The 15,783-nt window shown below is 43.1% G+C and carries 9 protein-coding genes; all 9 read left to right on the top strand.

Features of this window, described 5'->3' with window-relative positions; translation table 11 throughout:
* Positions 1 to 214: 214 nt before the first annotated feature.
* Positions 215 to 6,421: an FkbM family methyltransferase gene (locus G3569_RS03265; RefSeq protein ID WP_165266050.1), complete on the top strand. Its 6,207-nt coding sequence runs from the start codon at positions 215 to 217 to the stop codon at positions 6,419 to 6,421.
* 7 nt (positions 6,422 to 6,428) lie between these two features.
* On the top strand, positions 6,429 to 7,529 hold the full coding sequence (locus G3569_RS03260) for a DegT/DnrJ/EryC1/StrS family aminotransferase (RefSeq protein ID WP_350356548.1): 1,101 nt from the start codon (positions 6,429 to 6,431) through the stop codon (positions 7,527 to 7,529).
* Positions 7,526 to 8,230 carry a WbqC family protein gene (locus G3569_RS03255; protein WP_165266046.1) on the top strand — a complete coding sequence of 235 codons (705 nt, stop codon included), beginning with the start codon at positions 7,526 to 7,528 and terminating at the stop codon, positions 8,228 to 8,230. Before G3569_RS03260 ends, G3569_RS03255 begins: the two co-directional genes overlap by 4 nt.
* Positions 8,231 to 8,232: 2 nt before the next feature.
* Positions 8,233 to 10,977, top strand: coding sequence for an FkbM family methyltransferase (locus G3569_RS03250; RefSeq protein ID WP_205720010.1), 2,745 nt, complete (start codon positions 8,233 to 8,235; stop codon positions 10,975 to 10,977).
* A 98-nt stretch (positions 10,978 to 11,075) separates the two neighbouring features.
* Positions 11,076 to 11,735, top strand: coding sequence for an acetyltransferase (locus G3569_RS03245; protein WP_165266042.1), 660 nt, complete (start codon positions 11,076 to 11,078; stop codon positions 11,733 to 11,735).
* A 1-nt stretch (position 11,736) separates the two neighbouring features.
* On the top strand, positions 11,737 to 12,669 hold the full coding sequence (locus G3569_RS03240; protein WP_165266040.1) for a glycoside hydrolase family protein: 933 nt from the start codon (positions 11,737 to 11,739) through the stop codon (positions 12,667 to 12,669).
* 11 nt (positions 12,670 to 12,680) lie between these two features.
* Positions 12,681 to 13,736 (top strand): sulfotransferase domain-containing protein, encoded by a 1,056-nt coding sequence (locus tag G3569_RS03235; protein ID WP_165266038.1) that lies wholly within the window; start codon positions 12,681 to 12,683, stop codon positions 13,734 to 13,736.
* 27 nt (positions 13,737 to 13,763) lie between these two features.
* On the top strand, positions 13,764 to 14,762 hold the full coding sequence (locus tag G3569_RS03230; protein ID WP_165266036.1) for a hypothetical protein: 999 nt from the start codon (positions 13,764 to 13,766) through the stop codon (positions 14,760 to 14,762).
* A 215-nt stretch (positions 14,763 to 14,977) separates the two neighbouring features.
* The coding region (locus G3569_RS03225; protein ID WP_165266034.1) for a flagellin at positions 14,978 to 15,783 on the top strand (806 nt) is incomplete at its 3' end.

The raw sequence follows: 15,783 nt of genomic DNA, 5'->3' as shown, positions 1-15,783 counted from the left end.
CCAATGAATATTACGGGAATGCGGATTTTGCGTTCAAGCTTAGCCGGAACTGCCAATTATTCCCAATCAAGAGAAAGAATTTCCGTTGCCGGGAAGAAAATAATGCCCCGAACCCCCAATATGGGGTATAAGTTGGTGATACGAGTTACTGGCACTTTATTTGCGAATTAATAGGGTGCAGCACCGAAAATAAATGTAAATGAACAGTTAGCCTGTGAAAAAACGGATTAAAAAAGCGAGAAAGTATTTAGAATGGAATAAGCCTAAACAGGCCATAGCAGAATTGCGTCCTATACTTAATGGTAAAAATAGACCATTGCCTTGGGTTGCTCATCATTTGATGGGTACTGCTCTGGCACAGAATGGGAATCATAAAGCGTCGATAAAGCATTTAAACGCTGCTGTTGAAAAAGGATCGGAAGCGCCGGAAACTTACCATATGCTTTCGGTGAACTATTTTAATCTGGGGCAGTTTGGCGAAGCCGAAAAATATGCGAATGAAGCCTTGAAACGTAATTCTGAACTATTAAAGGCATGGTTGAACCTGGGGTCGATATATCGGGCACAGGCGAGGCTGGATGATGCCCTGGAATGTTATACAAAGGCTAACCAACTGGATCCCAAAAATGCCGGGGTAGCTTATCGCATTGGGGAAATTTATCGTGACCAAGGAGATCTGGACCAAGCCCTAAAGCTGTTTGATATTACGTTACAACTGGACGAAAACCATAAAAGAGCGATTCTGGAAAAGGCTGAGGTCACGAAAAAGAAAGGTAAGTACGAAGAGGCTGAAGAGTATATAAAGGAAGCAAAAGACCGACATGGCGGCCAGTTACCCATTCTTGTTACTGAGGCAGAAATATACAAGTCAAAAGGAGATTACGATCGGGCGGTTTCACTGTATGAGCAGTTGCTAAGTAAACGTCCTGACCACGGTATACTAAGAGTAAACTATGCGCTGTGCTTGCAGGAGTTAAGCCGTTTTGAAGAGTCGGAAAAAAACTACCGCCGTGCAATTAAAGACCTGCCGGGGAACCAGGGAGCCATCTCTAACTATTTAATGGCCCTGCACTATAATCCCAATAACAGCAGGGAGCACATTTTTGAAGAGCACGAACGTCTTGTGCAGGATTTTATGCCCAAGGATGCACCCACAAGACCTATACCCGTAAATAAGGATATTGAAAAACGTCTGAGAGTGGGATTCGTGTCGGGTGGCTTTCGCCAACACCCTGTGGGCTGGATGATTGCCGGAGCCCTGGAGCAGCTGCCGGAAGAGCAGTTTGAGCTCTTTTGCTACACGACAAATAATAAGTTTGATTTTGTTACTCAGCGCATACACAAGAATATTGATGAATGGCGATCCATTGTTGGCTACGATGCTAGCGTGATTGAAGGGCTGCTTCGTGAAGATGATCTGGATATTTTAGTAGATCTTTCGGGGCATGCCGCAGATAATTGCCTGGATGTAATGGCGCAAGAGCCGGCCCCGGTTATGGTAAAATGGGTAGGAGGCTTGTTTAATACAACAGGATTGCCCGCCTTTGACTACCTGATCAGTGATTGGTATGAAACGCCAAAAGGAGAAGAAGAATATTATACCGAAAAGTTGGTCCGCCTGCCGGATGATTATATTAGTTTTACACCTCCTTCATATGCCCCTGAAGTAAATTCATTACCTGCTTCTGAAAATGGGTATGTAACTTTGGGTTGCTTTAATAACCCGACGAAAGTTAATGATGAGGTATTGAAGCAGTGGGCCGCGATAATGAATGAGATCCCCGATAGCCGTCTGTTATTAAAGAGTAATCAGTATGATACTCAATCTGTAAGAGATCATATCACAGGAGTGTTGACAGAGCACGATATTACTGAGGGTCGGGTACTTTTTAAAGGACATACGCCTCATGATAAGCACTTGGAAGCATATAATGAGGTGGATATTGCACTCGACCCATGGCCCTATTCCGGTGGGTTAACCACATGCGAAGCAATTTATATGGGCGTGCCTGTTGTTACGCTGCCGGGGCCCACTTTTGCCGGACGTCACTCTATGACGCACCTGCTCAACGTTGGTTTAGATGAGTGGGTGGTGGGCAGCTGGGATGCGTATGCTGAAAAAGTTAAGGAGCTGGCAGCAGATCTGCCTGCCTTGGCTAAGACACGAAAAGCATTGCGAGAAAAAATTAGTAATTCACCCGTTTGTGACGGCAAGCGATTTGGCGCGCATCTGGCTGTGGCATTGCGAGAGATGTGGAAGCAGTGGGTAAATGGACAAAATGAGAATAAAGATGAATGGCAAGATCATATAGCAGTAGATGAATTGACTGATGAACAGACCAAACAACTGACCAACGGTCCTGCAGTTACTCCGCCAATTGCGGTAGATGGTAGAGGTAATGAGACTGACAGTGATGCTAAGCAAGAAAAGGTAGATTCTATGGGACAAAAAGAGAATGGACAAGCAGTTGAAAGTGGGACGGTTTCTGATGAGGCATTGGATACCATTTCTAAGACTGCAAAGAATGGAAAAACTAACCTCGAGTCATTGGTTAATGGCACCAATGGTCAGCTAAAGAAAAATGGGAAACGGTCACAAGGTTTTCAGATTGAAACCAAGGATGGCACTACGATATGTACCCCGGCCAGCCTGGATATCCTTACTGCCTATGTACTGTTGGAACAGGATGATTGGTTTGAGAATGAATTAGACTTTGCACGTGAATTTCTGCAGCCCGGCATGACTGTTATTGATGCCGGTGCTGCTTTCGGGGTTTATGCACTGCCAATGGCAAAGAAAGTTGGCAGCGACGGAGCGGTATATGCTTTTGAGCCCGGGGAGGTTGCGCGCCACTATCTTGAAGAAAGTAAAGCAGAGAATAGTTTTGCTCAGCTTCAGGTTATCGAACGTGCGCTTGGGCGCGAAACAGGTACAGCTGAGCTGGAAAAGGCAGATAACCCAGAGTTTAACATCCTTAATACAGAAGGGGAAGATGTTTCTGTTACCACCCTGGATGCTTGGTGGGATTTCGAAGGACGCCCAGGTGTAGATCTGTTCAAAATAGATGTTAATGGCATGGAGTCGGATGTATTGGCAGGAGCAGCAACGATGCTTTCTGAGACTTCCCCTGTTATTATTATTTCTGTTGGAGAGAGCGAAGAACATTTTGCATCTGTCATTCAGCAACTCGAGAAATATGGATACAATCTGTATGAATATATTCCCGGTCCCGGCCTTTTGGCTGCGCATGATCCCGAAGCTGGGATTGATCCGTATATGATGAACTTGATCGCTGTAAAAGGGGATCGAGAGGAAGAGTTAAAAAAGTCAGGGTTTATTTTTGATGCTGATATTTCAGTGGAAGCACCGGAGCAGGTAGCTTGGGAAAAGGTTTTATGCGGTCTCGAATGGGCCGATGAGCAGGTTGCTGAATGGAAAATTAATACTTCTTCTGGTGAGTATGATGAGTACTTGCAGGCGCTAAACTTAATTTGTGCAGCCGAGCAGTTAGAAATTGATGATTCTTCATCACGATCCAGGAAGGCAGCGATGTTATTGGCTGCTGCACAGCAGATTATCACACTCTTTAATAATGGCAAAGCCGGTATTGCTGTAGCAGTGACTTATGTGCGGCTTATGAATATGCTTGGTAAACAGGCCCAGGCTCTGGAAATGATAAGAGAGCTGATGCAGACGATCAATTCCGGAAATGAGATAACGGTAGATCTGCCGTTTTTACCACCTCTGAAGCAACAGGATAGTACCAGTATCCAGACAGACTTTGGTAAATGGTTGACGGTACGCATTGTGGAAGCTTGGGCAGTCTTGAAAGATCCTACTACATTTATGAGTGGCGAGAATAAAATGTTGAGTGTGCTTGAAGGGAACCCTGAAGTGACGGATTGGTTTGAACGTCGTTTGGATCTGTTAGCTCTGAAAAAAGGTAATGAGTTAACTAATGAAAAAAAGGAAAGGATTTTAAAAGATGTAGGGGGCAATGCAAACTTACTTTGGACTGATAGTGCTAAAAAGAATGGAATATCACCCAGTCTAAATGGAGAAAGCAATAAAACTGCCAGCAGTAACCAGAATGTACAGGAACAGATAATACCGGAGGACTTTTGGCAGGCTCCAATTAGTGAACAGAAAGGAGAATGGGCACTGAAAATTGCCGATAAAATAGTTTCCGGCGAGTTTGCCCAATATACAGGCACAATAATTGAAGAATGTCAGGCAAAGATAGATCAGGATGGAACCAATAGTATGGCCTTTTTTCTCATGGTTGAGGCCCTGTTGGCCTCCACCTCTGATCTGTCTGAACCTATTGATGAAGAGTTATTGGCTCAGTTAGAAAAAAGAAGCTGGGAGCATAAAAAGGCTCTTTATTCCTATTTCTATGATTGTGTGGAAAAGAATAACAAAATTGATTCTCCCGAACTCTCCGTAATTGTTGTCAGTAATAACGTTAATGAGGAGGTCATAAAAAACCTTAAAGAGATTGATCGGCAGAGTGATAAGCATACAGAAGTTATTTTTGTGAGTAATGGTCTCGACAAGGAAAAGACAGATTCTATTGCCGATTATGTAGATCTTTTGATTCACCTGGAGCAAAATGCCGGTGCCTGCATGGCACGAAATTTTGGAGCCCTGTTTTCTAAGGGAGACCTCTTCATGTTTGTAGATGATGACGGTATTCCGGAAGAAGGGATGTTGCAAGCCCATAAAGATATTCATGCAGATCATGATCTGTACGTGGCACGAGGAGTTTACCAACCTAAAACAAAGGGCAGTGATACTCCGTGGCACTATTATCTAGGGACGAGTACAAAGTCTGCGGTATGTTTTATAGAGGGGAACACCTCCTTTTCGCCGGCCGCATTTTTTGATGTAGGGGGATGGAACGACAGCCTGCTGGTTTATCATGAAGGTATGGAACTGAGTTATCGTTATGCCCAAAAAGGATATGAAAAAGAAAAGCTGATCTACTTTTCAGATGCTGTTTTGCGACATGATTATATAAAGTCACCCAAAAGCCAGGATCGCAAGGGGAAGTTACTGAGTGTTTCAAAAAAGTTGATCGATGCTATGCATCCCCATATAGAGGATGTGATTAATAGTTGGCCTGAAGTTTCTATAGAGACGAATAACGGCAGGTCAAAAAAAGAGCACAAGCCAAACTACCAGAATCTGGAAAAGGTGATCTATTTGGCGCCCGGGAATTCAGATATGGCCTACGGGTTACATAACAAAAGGGCATCAATGCTGGCAGAGAGAACTCGTGAAGAGGGTATTTCTGCGGACATTTTATACCTCACCGATCAGGATTTCTTAAAACGCATTGTTGAGATAAGTAAAAAAGACGGGTACGCGGTACATGCCGGTACCATGGGGTATCCTTCGTGGGTGGAAGTGGACCGCGTACAAAGTGCTAACCTTTTTGACCTGTTGGATGTTAAGGTGTTTGCCACACTTGGTGATCATCTGTTTGCCGACTTTATGTGGCAGCGTCTCAAGAAGATGGGCTCGAAAACGATCTTTTACGCTCAGGAACAGTCCATGCTCGATGAGCTGGAGGTACTGGGTCCCGGAGGGAATGAGTCATTTTTGATGGATTACTTTCCTGCCATTACCGAGATCGACGAGAAGAAAGCAAGTTTCAGAATGGAAGATCGAGAAATAGATATCCTGGTTCCCTGGTCGCTGAATGGCAACTATGCCAATACTCAGCTGGTGAAGCAGGCTTTGTCTAAGATAGGCGGCAACTTTGCATTGGTAGGAAAACTGCTGCTTAAAAAGATGAAACATATTTATGACGTCTCGGTGCTCTCTGTTTTTCAAGAATGCTATGAGGAGGTTGTAGGTAGTAAACATCAGTTCAACAGGCAGAAAACACAGACTGATTATCAGTGGATGAAAGTCTTACATACGGTAGATCAGCATATACGCCACTGGCGACGATTCGAAATATTGAAACAGCTCGCTGGCTTGCCCAATCAATATAGTATTTGCATTACGGCCAAGCAGGAGCAGGTCAAAGGATTTAAACGAATCTACAATAACAAGAATATTACATGGAAGGGACGCGTGACAGCCGAGCACCTGGACAGGTTGTACTCTAATTCAAAGGTAGTGCTAAATAGTAATCCTACGTATCCCGATTACCTGCACGGACGCGTTAAAAACAGTATGAAATGGGGATGTTGTCTTATTACCGACCGGATACCCGGACTCTCCAAGAGATTTAATCACGGAGAACACCTGTTGTTCCTGAATGATAAGACCGACCTGCCAACAGTGATAAAGGAGAACAGTAAGGCCTTTCAGCAGATTGCTGACCAAGGTAAAGAGACCATGGATAGCACATATACCATGGATGATTTTAGCAAAGCATTGCTAAAAGAGATGGATCAACGAATATAATACAGAGGTGAATAGCACGATGATTCCTATTACAAAACCATTTATGCCGCCACAAAAAGAGTACGAAGAATATCTGAAAGGTATTTGGCAGCGAGAATATCTGACGAATAACGGTCCCCTGGTCCAGGGTTTGGAGAAAGATTTGGAAAACTATTTGAAAGTTGACCATATGCGTTTTGTCTCCAATGGTACCATGGCCTTACAGATTGCAATAAAAGCACTGGGACTCGAAGGTGAGGTCATAACCACTCCGTTTTCGTACGTGGCAACCACCAGCAGTATCGTGTGGGAAGGAGCAAAGCCCGTATTTGTGGATATCGATCCGGAAACATTAAATATCAATCCCGCCGCGATTGAAAAGGCAATAACGCCCAATACAACAGGCATTGTGGCTACCCATGTTTATGGAAACCCCTGTGATATTGAAGCTATAGAAAAGATAGCCAACCAGTATGATTTAAAAGTGATATACGATGCTGCCCATTGTTTTGGAGGGCAGTACAAGGGACAGTCGGTATTCCATTATGGAGATATTAGTGTGGTAAGTTTTCATGCAACCAAACTCTTTCATACCACAGAAGGGGGCGGGCTTGTAACCTGTGACCCGGAATTGGAGCACAAAATATCGAGACTTCGAAATTTTGGCCACGATGGTCCCGGGGAGTTTGACGGTGTAGGAATCAACGGCAAAAACTCGGAATACCATGCCGCAATGGGATTATGTAACCTGAAATATATTGATGAAATAATGGAACGCCGTAAAAACCAGTGGTTGCGATATATTTCTTTGTTAAGAAATGAAAATACCCGTGGTATAAAGCTCAATCCCAAAGCGCATTTTAACTATGCCTATTTTCCGCTGATTTTTGAAAGTGAAGAGCGATTGCTCCACGTTAAACAATCGCTGGAAGAAAATGAGATCTATCCGCGACGTTATTTCTATCCGAGCTTAAATGAGCTGGATTATGTGGAGTATAAACCTGCGCCCCATGCCGAAAGCATATCAAAACGTATTTTGTGTCTTCCCTTGTACCATGGATTAAAAGCAGAAGAGCAAGATCAGATCATTGGAATTATAAATAAGTATGAATTAGCAAAAGTATCGTGAAGCGTATTGCAATAATGCAGCCGTATTTTTTCCCCTATGTAGGGTATTTTCAGCTTGTGAAAGCAGTAGATACCTTCATTTTCTATGATGATGTGAATTTCATCAAAAGGGGATGGATCAATCGGAACAATATATTATTACAGGGAAATAAATTTCTTTTTTCAATACCGTGTGTCAAGCCCAGTCAAAATGATTTGATTAAAGATACTGAGGTAAATCACGGGCACCCGGGACTGCAAAAGATAAAAAAGACGTTTTTCCACGCTTACAATGGACAGGATAACTTTGAGGCCGTAGATGCCCTATTTAAGAAAGTGCTATCTCCCGAAAATAAAACCATTGCAGAGATGGCTATAGAATCGGTGCAGCTAGTAGCTGACTATTTGAATATGGATACTTCTTTTAAGATCTCTTCGAAAGCATATCCCCAAAACAGAGATCTCGATAAAGCAGACCGGCTGATCGATATTGCCCAAAAAGAGGGTGCTGATACGTACATCAATGCGATTGGCGGTAAAGAGTTATATGATAAGGGATACTTCAATGAAAAGGGGATACAACTCTATTTTTTAGACCCTACCCTGACCCCGTACAAGCAGTCATCAGATGAGTTTATCAGTGGTCTGTCTATCTTGGACCTGTTGATACACCTGCCTAAAGAACAAGTTAATGAGAAATTAGATGATTTTACACTCCTTTAACAATGAGCAACTCAGCAATACCAGAGCGTAATATGTATCAAATAGAAACCAAAGATGGTATTATTGTATGTACACCGGATGATATTCAGACGATGACCTCGGTGGTGTTATTAGAGCAAGAGGATTGGTTTGAGCAGGAATTGGATTTTTTACGTGAATATCTGCAGCCGGGCATGAATGTGGTTGACGGTGGTGCCTCTTTTGGGACCTTTTCGTTACCTATGGCCCGAGAAGTGGGAGAGCATGGTATGGTATACGCTTTTGAACCAAGTGCTACCACGCGGAAATATCTCGAAAGCAGCAAGCAGAAGAATAATTTTGACCAGCTTGAAATTGTTGAAAAAGCGTTGGGTGACAAGGTTGGTAAGGGCCGGCTACGCATTGCTGATACGCCAGAACGGAATACAGTTGACAAGAAAGGAAAAGAGGCTATTGCTATGACCACCTTGGATGCATGGTGGAATTATGTAGGGAACTGTTCTGTGGATGTCATTAAGCTGGATGTAAACGGCATGGAGGATAAAGCTCTGAAGGGAGCCCAACAGTTGCTGACCCAAGAACAACCTGTAGTGCTCGTATCATTGGATGCAAAAGAGGATTTACAAGCTGCCATAGAAGAACAGTTGCAGAAAGCAGGTTATCGGTTGTTTGATTATATCCCCGGTCCTGAACTGCTTGTAGATCATGAGGCCAAAGCCGATGAAGATCCCTACTTGATGAATATAGTTGGTATTCACCAAGACCGTGTAGAAGAGTTTAAGAAGAAGGGTTGGATTTTTGATGAGGAGGTTTCGTTTGATATTCCCCGGAAAGACAAATGGAAAGAAGTGCTCGGTGATCTCAGGTGGAGTAAAAATAAGATTGAAGATTGGGAAGATAAGGTAGCTGGTGAGCAGCATAGAGAATACCTGGAAGCATTAAATATTCTTTGTGCCGCCAATCAGATATCTCCGGAAACATCAGCAGATGCTTCTGCCCGCTCTCGTAAAGGGGCTATGATGTTAGATGCTGCACAGCGACTTATTGAAATATTTAATAAGGGAAATGGGACGATCTCTGCTGCAATGAGTTATGCCCGCAGTATGTATGAATTGGGAAAGCGTACCCAGGCTATTGATATGGTAAAGGGATTGATGGAAACAGTAGGTGCTGAGGAAGCGGCTGCAAATTCGTTACCCTTTTTACCTCCACTACCTGAACAGGATGAAACCAAAGTACAAACAGATTTCTCAAAATGGCTTTTTGTGCGTACCGTAGAGGCATGGATCAATATGAAAGATGCCTCTGTGTACATGAGCGGCGAACAGGAAAAAGAGTTGATTAAGGTTCTGAAAGACAATCCTGAAGCGGTTGCGTTGATGGCGAAGAAAAATTACCTGCTTAGTGATGGACAGGAAGAGGGGGTAGCTGTTGGTCAAATAAGCAGAAATCGCTGGTTTTGGAACGAAAAAGAGTCAAACTTATCGGTTAACAGAAATGGCCGTCTGGTGAATGACCGACAGAACTCCGTATTGTCTCATATTTATCTGACCGTTCCGGGAGTAAAAGGAGGGGCGCACGGCATCCATGAAGCTCGGACTCATAAACTCGCTGCTGAAATTGAACGTCAAGGTGTTGGGGTTAGTGTGATTTCCGGCGAAAGTCCTGACTTTGTTCAGAAAGTCGTTGAAGCCTCTCATAATGAAGGGCATGTTTTTTATACCGGTATTATGGGGTTTGATCTTTCGGTAAGCTCTCAGCTTAATGTGACAGGGAACCTGTTTGAGCTATTGGATGTGCCGGTATTTGGATTGTTGGGAGATCACCCCTATACAGAGTTTATGTGGCATAGGATGGAGCAGCTGGGAAATACAACTTTGGTTTCGCCTTTACCTTCTGTGAAAGAGGAATATGATGAGATCTTTTCAGGTGATAATGATGTCGTACTATCGGAACATCCACCACCGCCGTCACCGAAAGATGGAGGTGCGCAGGATATTGTTCCCCTGGCAAAACGCCCAATAGATATGTTGATTCCCTGGGGTATCCATAAGTTTTACCGCGATCAGCGTACGCTGGATGAAAAGCTAAAGGTGATTGGGAAACCTGCACTAAAAATTGGGATGGAGCTTTTTAAATCAGCCCTGCGCAATTACGAAGAATCCATATATCAAATATTTCAACGCACGTATAAGCAAGCGTATGGTTCTCGTTATGCTTTTGATAATCCGAAAACAAATGAGGATAAGTGTTGGTTAAAAGTTCTAAGTTTAGTCGACTGGACTATCCGCAAAAAACGACGCCTGCAGATGCTTAAAATGCTGCCAGCCTTACCGGATGACCTTAATATTACCATTACGGCTCATTCTAAAGTAGGAAAGGTTCTTCCTTTTTTGGATGATATGAAGAATATCAACTGGGTAAATGAAATGGAAATATCTGAGCTTGACCGGTTGTATGCCCGGTCCAAGGTGGTGTTAAATTGCAACCCTACCTATCCGGATACCATTCACGGCAGGGTGCGCAGTGGCATGGCCAACGGCTGTTATGTAGTATCTGATTATAATCCTGCCCTTGAAGAAACCTTTGGCAGCGAGGCGATCGGGCTTATTAATCAGCAAAAAGATTCGCTAATCCAATATTTTACTGATGATTGGGAAAAGGTACAGGCCAAGGCTGAAAGAGGCCGACAGATTGTACTGGATTCATTCACGGTAGAGAAACAGGCACAGCGCCTGATAGAAATAATTACAAACCATATTGAGTAGGCCTTGATTGCTTAAAGAGTGGCAACGGCCGAATATGGTTGGGACTCATATTTGTAATATTTATGAGGATAACTAAAACATTAATTTGAATAATTATTATGGCTAAAGTAGTAGTGTTCGGTTTACAAGATACGGCCGAGCTGGCTCACTATTATCTGCAGAATGATTCATATCATGATGTAGTGGGTTTTACAGTTCACGAGGAGTATATGGGAGATGAGGAATTTAGAGGGCTGCCGGTAGTACCCTTTGAGGAAGTTAATAATTACTTTTCTCCGTCAAAATTCCGTCTTTTTGCCCCTATGACAGCGCGCAATATGAATAGGAATCGGGAGAAGGTATACCTGGAAGGCAAAGAAAAAGGGTATGATTATGTAACCTATTTGAGTTCCCGGGTATCATACTGTGATAACGATATAGGAGAAAACTGTTTTATCCTTGAGGATAACACATTACAACCGTTCACTAAGATCGGAAATAATGTAGTTCTCTGGAGTGGAAATCATATCGGTCATCACGGCGAAATTAAAGACCATGTCTTTTTTACCTCGCACGTAGTAATGTCGGGGCATTGTGTAATCGAATCCAACTGCTTTTTTGGCGTCAATGCTGCTATCAGAGATTACTCGACCATTCGTAAGGGCACGCTCTTGGCAATGGGGGCTAGTCTTGTATCACAAGAAACCGAAGAGTGGGGTATTTATGTAGGTAATCCCGCCAAGCGGAAAGGTTCAAAACCAAGTTACGAAGTGTATTAATATGGAATGGACGAAGAAAGGGCGGATTTTTAATCCCCAAGATAGTGATAGCTGGATTAGCAATTATGCGGCATTGCCTGTGTGTGATCTGATCGATGATTCAACATTGCGAATCTATTTTTCGGATCGGGATGGGCAAGGTCGAAGTATTCCCACTTTTATTGAAGTTGATCCGGCCAAGCCTGAAAATATACGCAGTATTCACAATAAGCGTATTCTTGATTTAGGGGCTCTCGGTACCTTTGATGATAGTGGAATTATGCCTTCCAGTATTGTGGATGACGGCAATCGAAAGCTATTATACTACATTGGTTGGAATCCCCAGGTAACGGTTTCGTACCGCTTATCAATTGGGTTGGCCGTTAGCTATGACGGGGGGATTACATTTGAAAAGTTGTCGGAAGGTCCGGTTGCCGATCGAGCAAACAGCGAACCCTATTTTAATACGGCACCTTTTGTTATGAAAGATGAGGGACAGTGGAAAATGTGGTACGTCTCATGTACCGGTTGGGAAGTTATTAATGAGTGGCCGGAGCCCTATTATGATGTGAAGTATGCTGTTTCTGATGATGGGATTACCTGGAAAAAAACAGGGGTCACCTGTATCGGTTATGACGATTTTACCGATGCGGTAGGCAAGCCTGTAGTGTTTAAGGAGGACGGCATCTACAAAATGTTTTATTCCTATAGAAATGCGGTCAATTACCGAGAAGATCCTGCCAAGAGTTATCGGCTGGGTTATGCAGAGTCGGAAGATGGGGTATGCTGGGCACGCAAAGATGAACAGATGGGAATATCGTTTAGCGATACCGGGTGGGATTCTATTATGCAGGAATACTGCTCAACTTACGTTTTTGACGGTAAACGATACCTGGTGTACAACGGAAACGGTTTTGGAGAAACCGGTTTTGGTTATGCGATCTTGAATCAATAAAAAATAGCAGTATGCGAAAGTATATACATATTGGATATCCCAAAAATCTGTCGACTACACTGCAGCGGGATTTTTTTTGCAAGCATTCTCAAATTCATCATCTAGGTGTTGGTGTAGGTTCCAACATCGGCTATGTCAATGATGAAATTAATATGATTTGTGAAGATTATCTGCTCTATGCTAATGAACGGAAATATGAAAAAGTCCGGGACTACAGTAAGCAGGTTATAAATGATTATATGCAGTCTGTTGAAAAGCAGAGTGAGCACTATAAACAAGTAATTGGGATATCGGGTGAACTGCTATCGTTTAAGTTTTCACCGGATCATGTTGACAGCCACACTAAAGCCCGGCGCCTGAAAGAGATATTTGATACCGATACTACCATCATAATGGTGATTCGCAACCAGGTAGATCTCCTATGCAGTCTCTACCGAGAGGTTATTAAAATCGGCTATCCCCATACCTTCCAGGATTTCATTGAGTATACCTTTTACTACCAGGATCGAAATTTCGCCCTCGACTTCTGTTATGATCAAACCATAAAATTATACAGCCGCCTTTTTGGGAAGGAAAATGTAAAGGTTTTGCCGATTGAGGATGTTCGTGCTGATAATGGAAGTCTTGAAAAAGATGAGCAGGGTAATACTCTTCTTATGAAATGGTTGTGTGATGCGTTGGAGCTAGAATTTGAAGAACCAGGGCTGAGTCACCACAACCGGCCATTAAATGGCCAGGAATTGCAGTACAAAATGCAGTTGAATAAAGAGCGGACGCATGATCTGGGCCGTTCTGTCTATAGCGTTGTAAATGGGCACCGCATGGCTGCATATTTTAATAATGATCTGCAAGTGCCATTACCGAAGAATCTTCATACAGGCCTATTAAATAAACGAAAGTCAATTGATGAAGCGAGAATAGCGGCGCGTGAGCATGCCGGGAATCTGCGATCGATCGACTACTATGCGGATTCGTTTTTTATGGACAAGCTCAAGAAACTTTACCGGGAGGCTAATGAAAATCTTAAGACGCTCGGTATTGAATTGCCTCATTCATATGATTTTTAATTTAGTTAGGTTGATTGCAGTATCAAAATGAAGAAACTACATTTACATATCGGTTCCTACAAAACGGGAACAACCTCTATACAGGATACGCTATTTCAAAATCGGGATACTTTAAACCAACTAGGGTATGATTATCCGGGTGGCGAAGTAAATCATCATTTCTCTTTTTTTGCTACCCAAGCCCCGGTTGAAGATTGGCCCCGTCAATTTAAGTCACTCGATGGCAATAAGCTGCGAAGCCAGATTGCAAATTATGTTTCTGTGTTAGAAAATGATTTTAATGCTGAGTATGAAGAGCAGATTGTTTCCACAGAGTATCTTTTTATTTCTAATAAAGATTATGTTCGCAGCTATATAGATTATCTGAGTCGTTTCTTCGATGAAATTGTTGTTTACGTATTTATAAGAAAACCGTACGATTTTTATCGGTCGGGGCAACAACAGATGATAAAGGCACGATCGTATCTTACATCGCCTCAGAAATTTCGATATCAATTTAGAGAGGTAATTGAAGTATGGGGTTCATTTTGTGATGTCGAGGTTATCGGTTATGAACGCGGAAAAGATTCATCTAAGATTCTCTGTGATAAAATTGGGATCAATTATGATCAACTGACTGTTCCCCAAGAAAAAAGCAATGTCTCGCTGTCGTTGGAACAAATGTTGCTGCTGGAGAAAATTCAAAAGATGTTATACCAAAATCAGGAGAATAAATTCAAATCTCATCTCGATCTTCTGCATCATGTCAATCCCCCCTTTGTAAATAAAGCCGAATTACAACCTGAGGTAAAAGCCTTAATTCAGAAAAACCACCGAGAGAATTTAAAATGGTTGGAAGATAAATATGGAGTCAATTTATTAGACGATAATATTGATACTTCTGCAACTGCAAAAATGCCAGTTTACGATAATGAAAGAGTATCGGTGCGAGAGGTTTTCGACATAAAGGATGAAAAGTTAGTCGAGCGATATGAGGCTTTGGTCATTGATGTTGTACTTAAAAAAATAGTTAAGGATCATAACTAAGGATCCTTATCCTCTCCCTGTTATTTGCTTTCACACCTTTCTATTAAGCTATATTAATTTTTTTTAAGATTATTTATGCTGTTTAGGGGCCGTGAGGGCCTTTTTGGTAAAAAAGTGGAAAATAATTCTTAAGAACGGAATTCCCATAACGATAACTAGCCATGTCACGCAGGTAAAAAAGTGAAAAATTAAATTGTAAATAACGGAGATAAGTTATGGCGAGTTTTGGAGATTTAAACAGAGTAAATACTAACATACAGTCGCTGGATTCCCAGCTGTCGTTGAATAGTATCAACAAGCAGATGTCGGAGAACCAGCTGAAGATGTCGACCGGTAAGCGGATTAACCGCGCGGAAGATGACTCGGCCGGCTTCTCGATTGCTACGAAGTTGCGCAGTCGTGTCGGCGGGCTGAACCAGGCGATGCAGAACGTGGGCGATGCGAAGTCGGTCCTCGATATTGCCGAGTCTAGGTTCGGTAGTATTATGGATAGTCTCGTAGAGATGAAAGGTTTGGCCACCCAGGCGGCCAATGATACCCTCGGCGAAGATGAGCGAGGTTTTATCGGCGAGCAGATTAAAGAGCTCGGCGCCGACATTAATGATATTGCTAACCAGACGGTCTTCCAAGGCTATGATCTGTTGAGTGGCGATGACGCAACGGCGACCAAGTCCGGATCTTTAGAGCTGACCTTCCAGGTTGGTGAGCGAGAATCAGATACGATTACCGCGGATTTGAATGCGGTAAACGTGGGTGAACTCTTTGCTGACGGTACCAATACCGCCCAATTGGGTAACTCCAGTGGCGACGGTGCGGTGGCTGACGGATCAGCTATTGAAGCGACTGCTGCCGGAACATCCGGTGCCACGAACCCGGGTGGGGCGCTCTCCTTTGAGACCTCGAATGGTACAGCGGCGAACTCTTCTGACTTCCGTTCGTTCATAAGTCACGTAGATGATGCGATTACGACGATGTCAGAGAACGTCAACGACATTGGAATTACGCAGTCTTCGCTGTCGGT

It is taken from the genome of Fodinibius halophilus (assembly GCF_011059105.1).
In the GTDB taxonomy this organism is placed as follows: Bacteria; Bacteroidota; Rhodothermia; order Balneolales; family Balneolaceae; genus Fodinibius; species Fodinibius halophilus.
Note: the sequence above shows the minus strand (reverse complement) of the source record. Positions and strands in the feature narration are given on the sequence as shown.

What these genes read in the sequence shown, in the direction of transcription:
- G3569_RS03235 (WP_165266038.1), top strand. Translation starts at nt 12,681, where the DNA reads ATGCGAAAGTATATACATATTGGATATCCCAAAAATCTGTCGACTACA.
- G3569_RS03250 (WP_205720010.1), top strand. Translation starts at nt 8,233, where the DNA reads ATGAGCAACTCAGCAATACCAGAGCGTAATATGTATCAAATAGAAACC.
- G3569_RS03230 (WP_165266036.1), top strand. Translation starts at nt 13,764, where the DNA reads ATGAAGAAACTACATTTACATATCGGTTCCTACAAAACGGGAACAACC.
- G3569_RS03240 (WP_165266040.1), top strand. Translation starts at nt 11,737, where the DNA reads ATGGAATGGACGAAGAAAGGGCGGATTTTTAATCCCCAAGATAGTGAT.
- G3569_RS03245 (WP_165266042.1), top strand. Translation starts at nt 11,076, where the DNA reads ATGGCTAAAGTAGTAGTGTTCGGTTTACAAGATACGGCCGAGCTGGCT.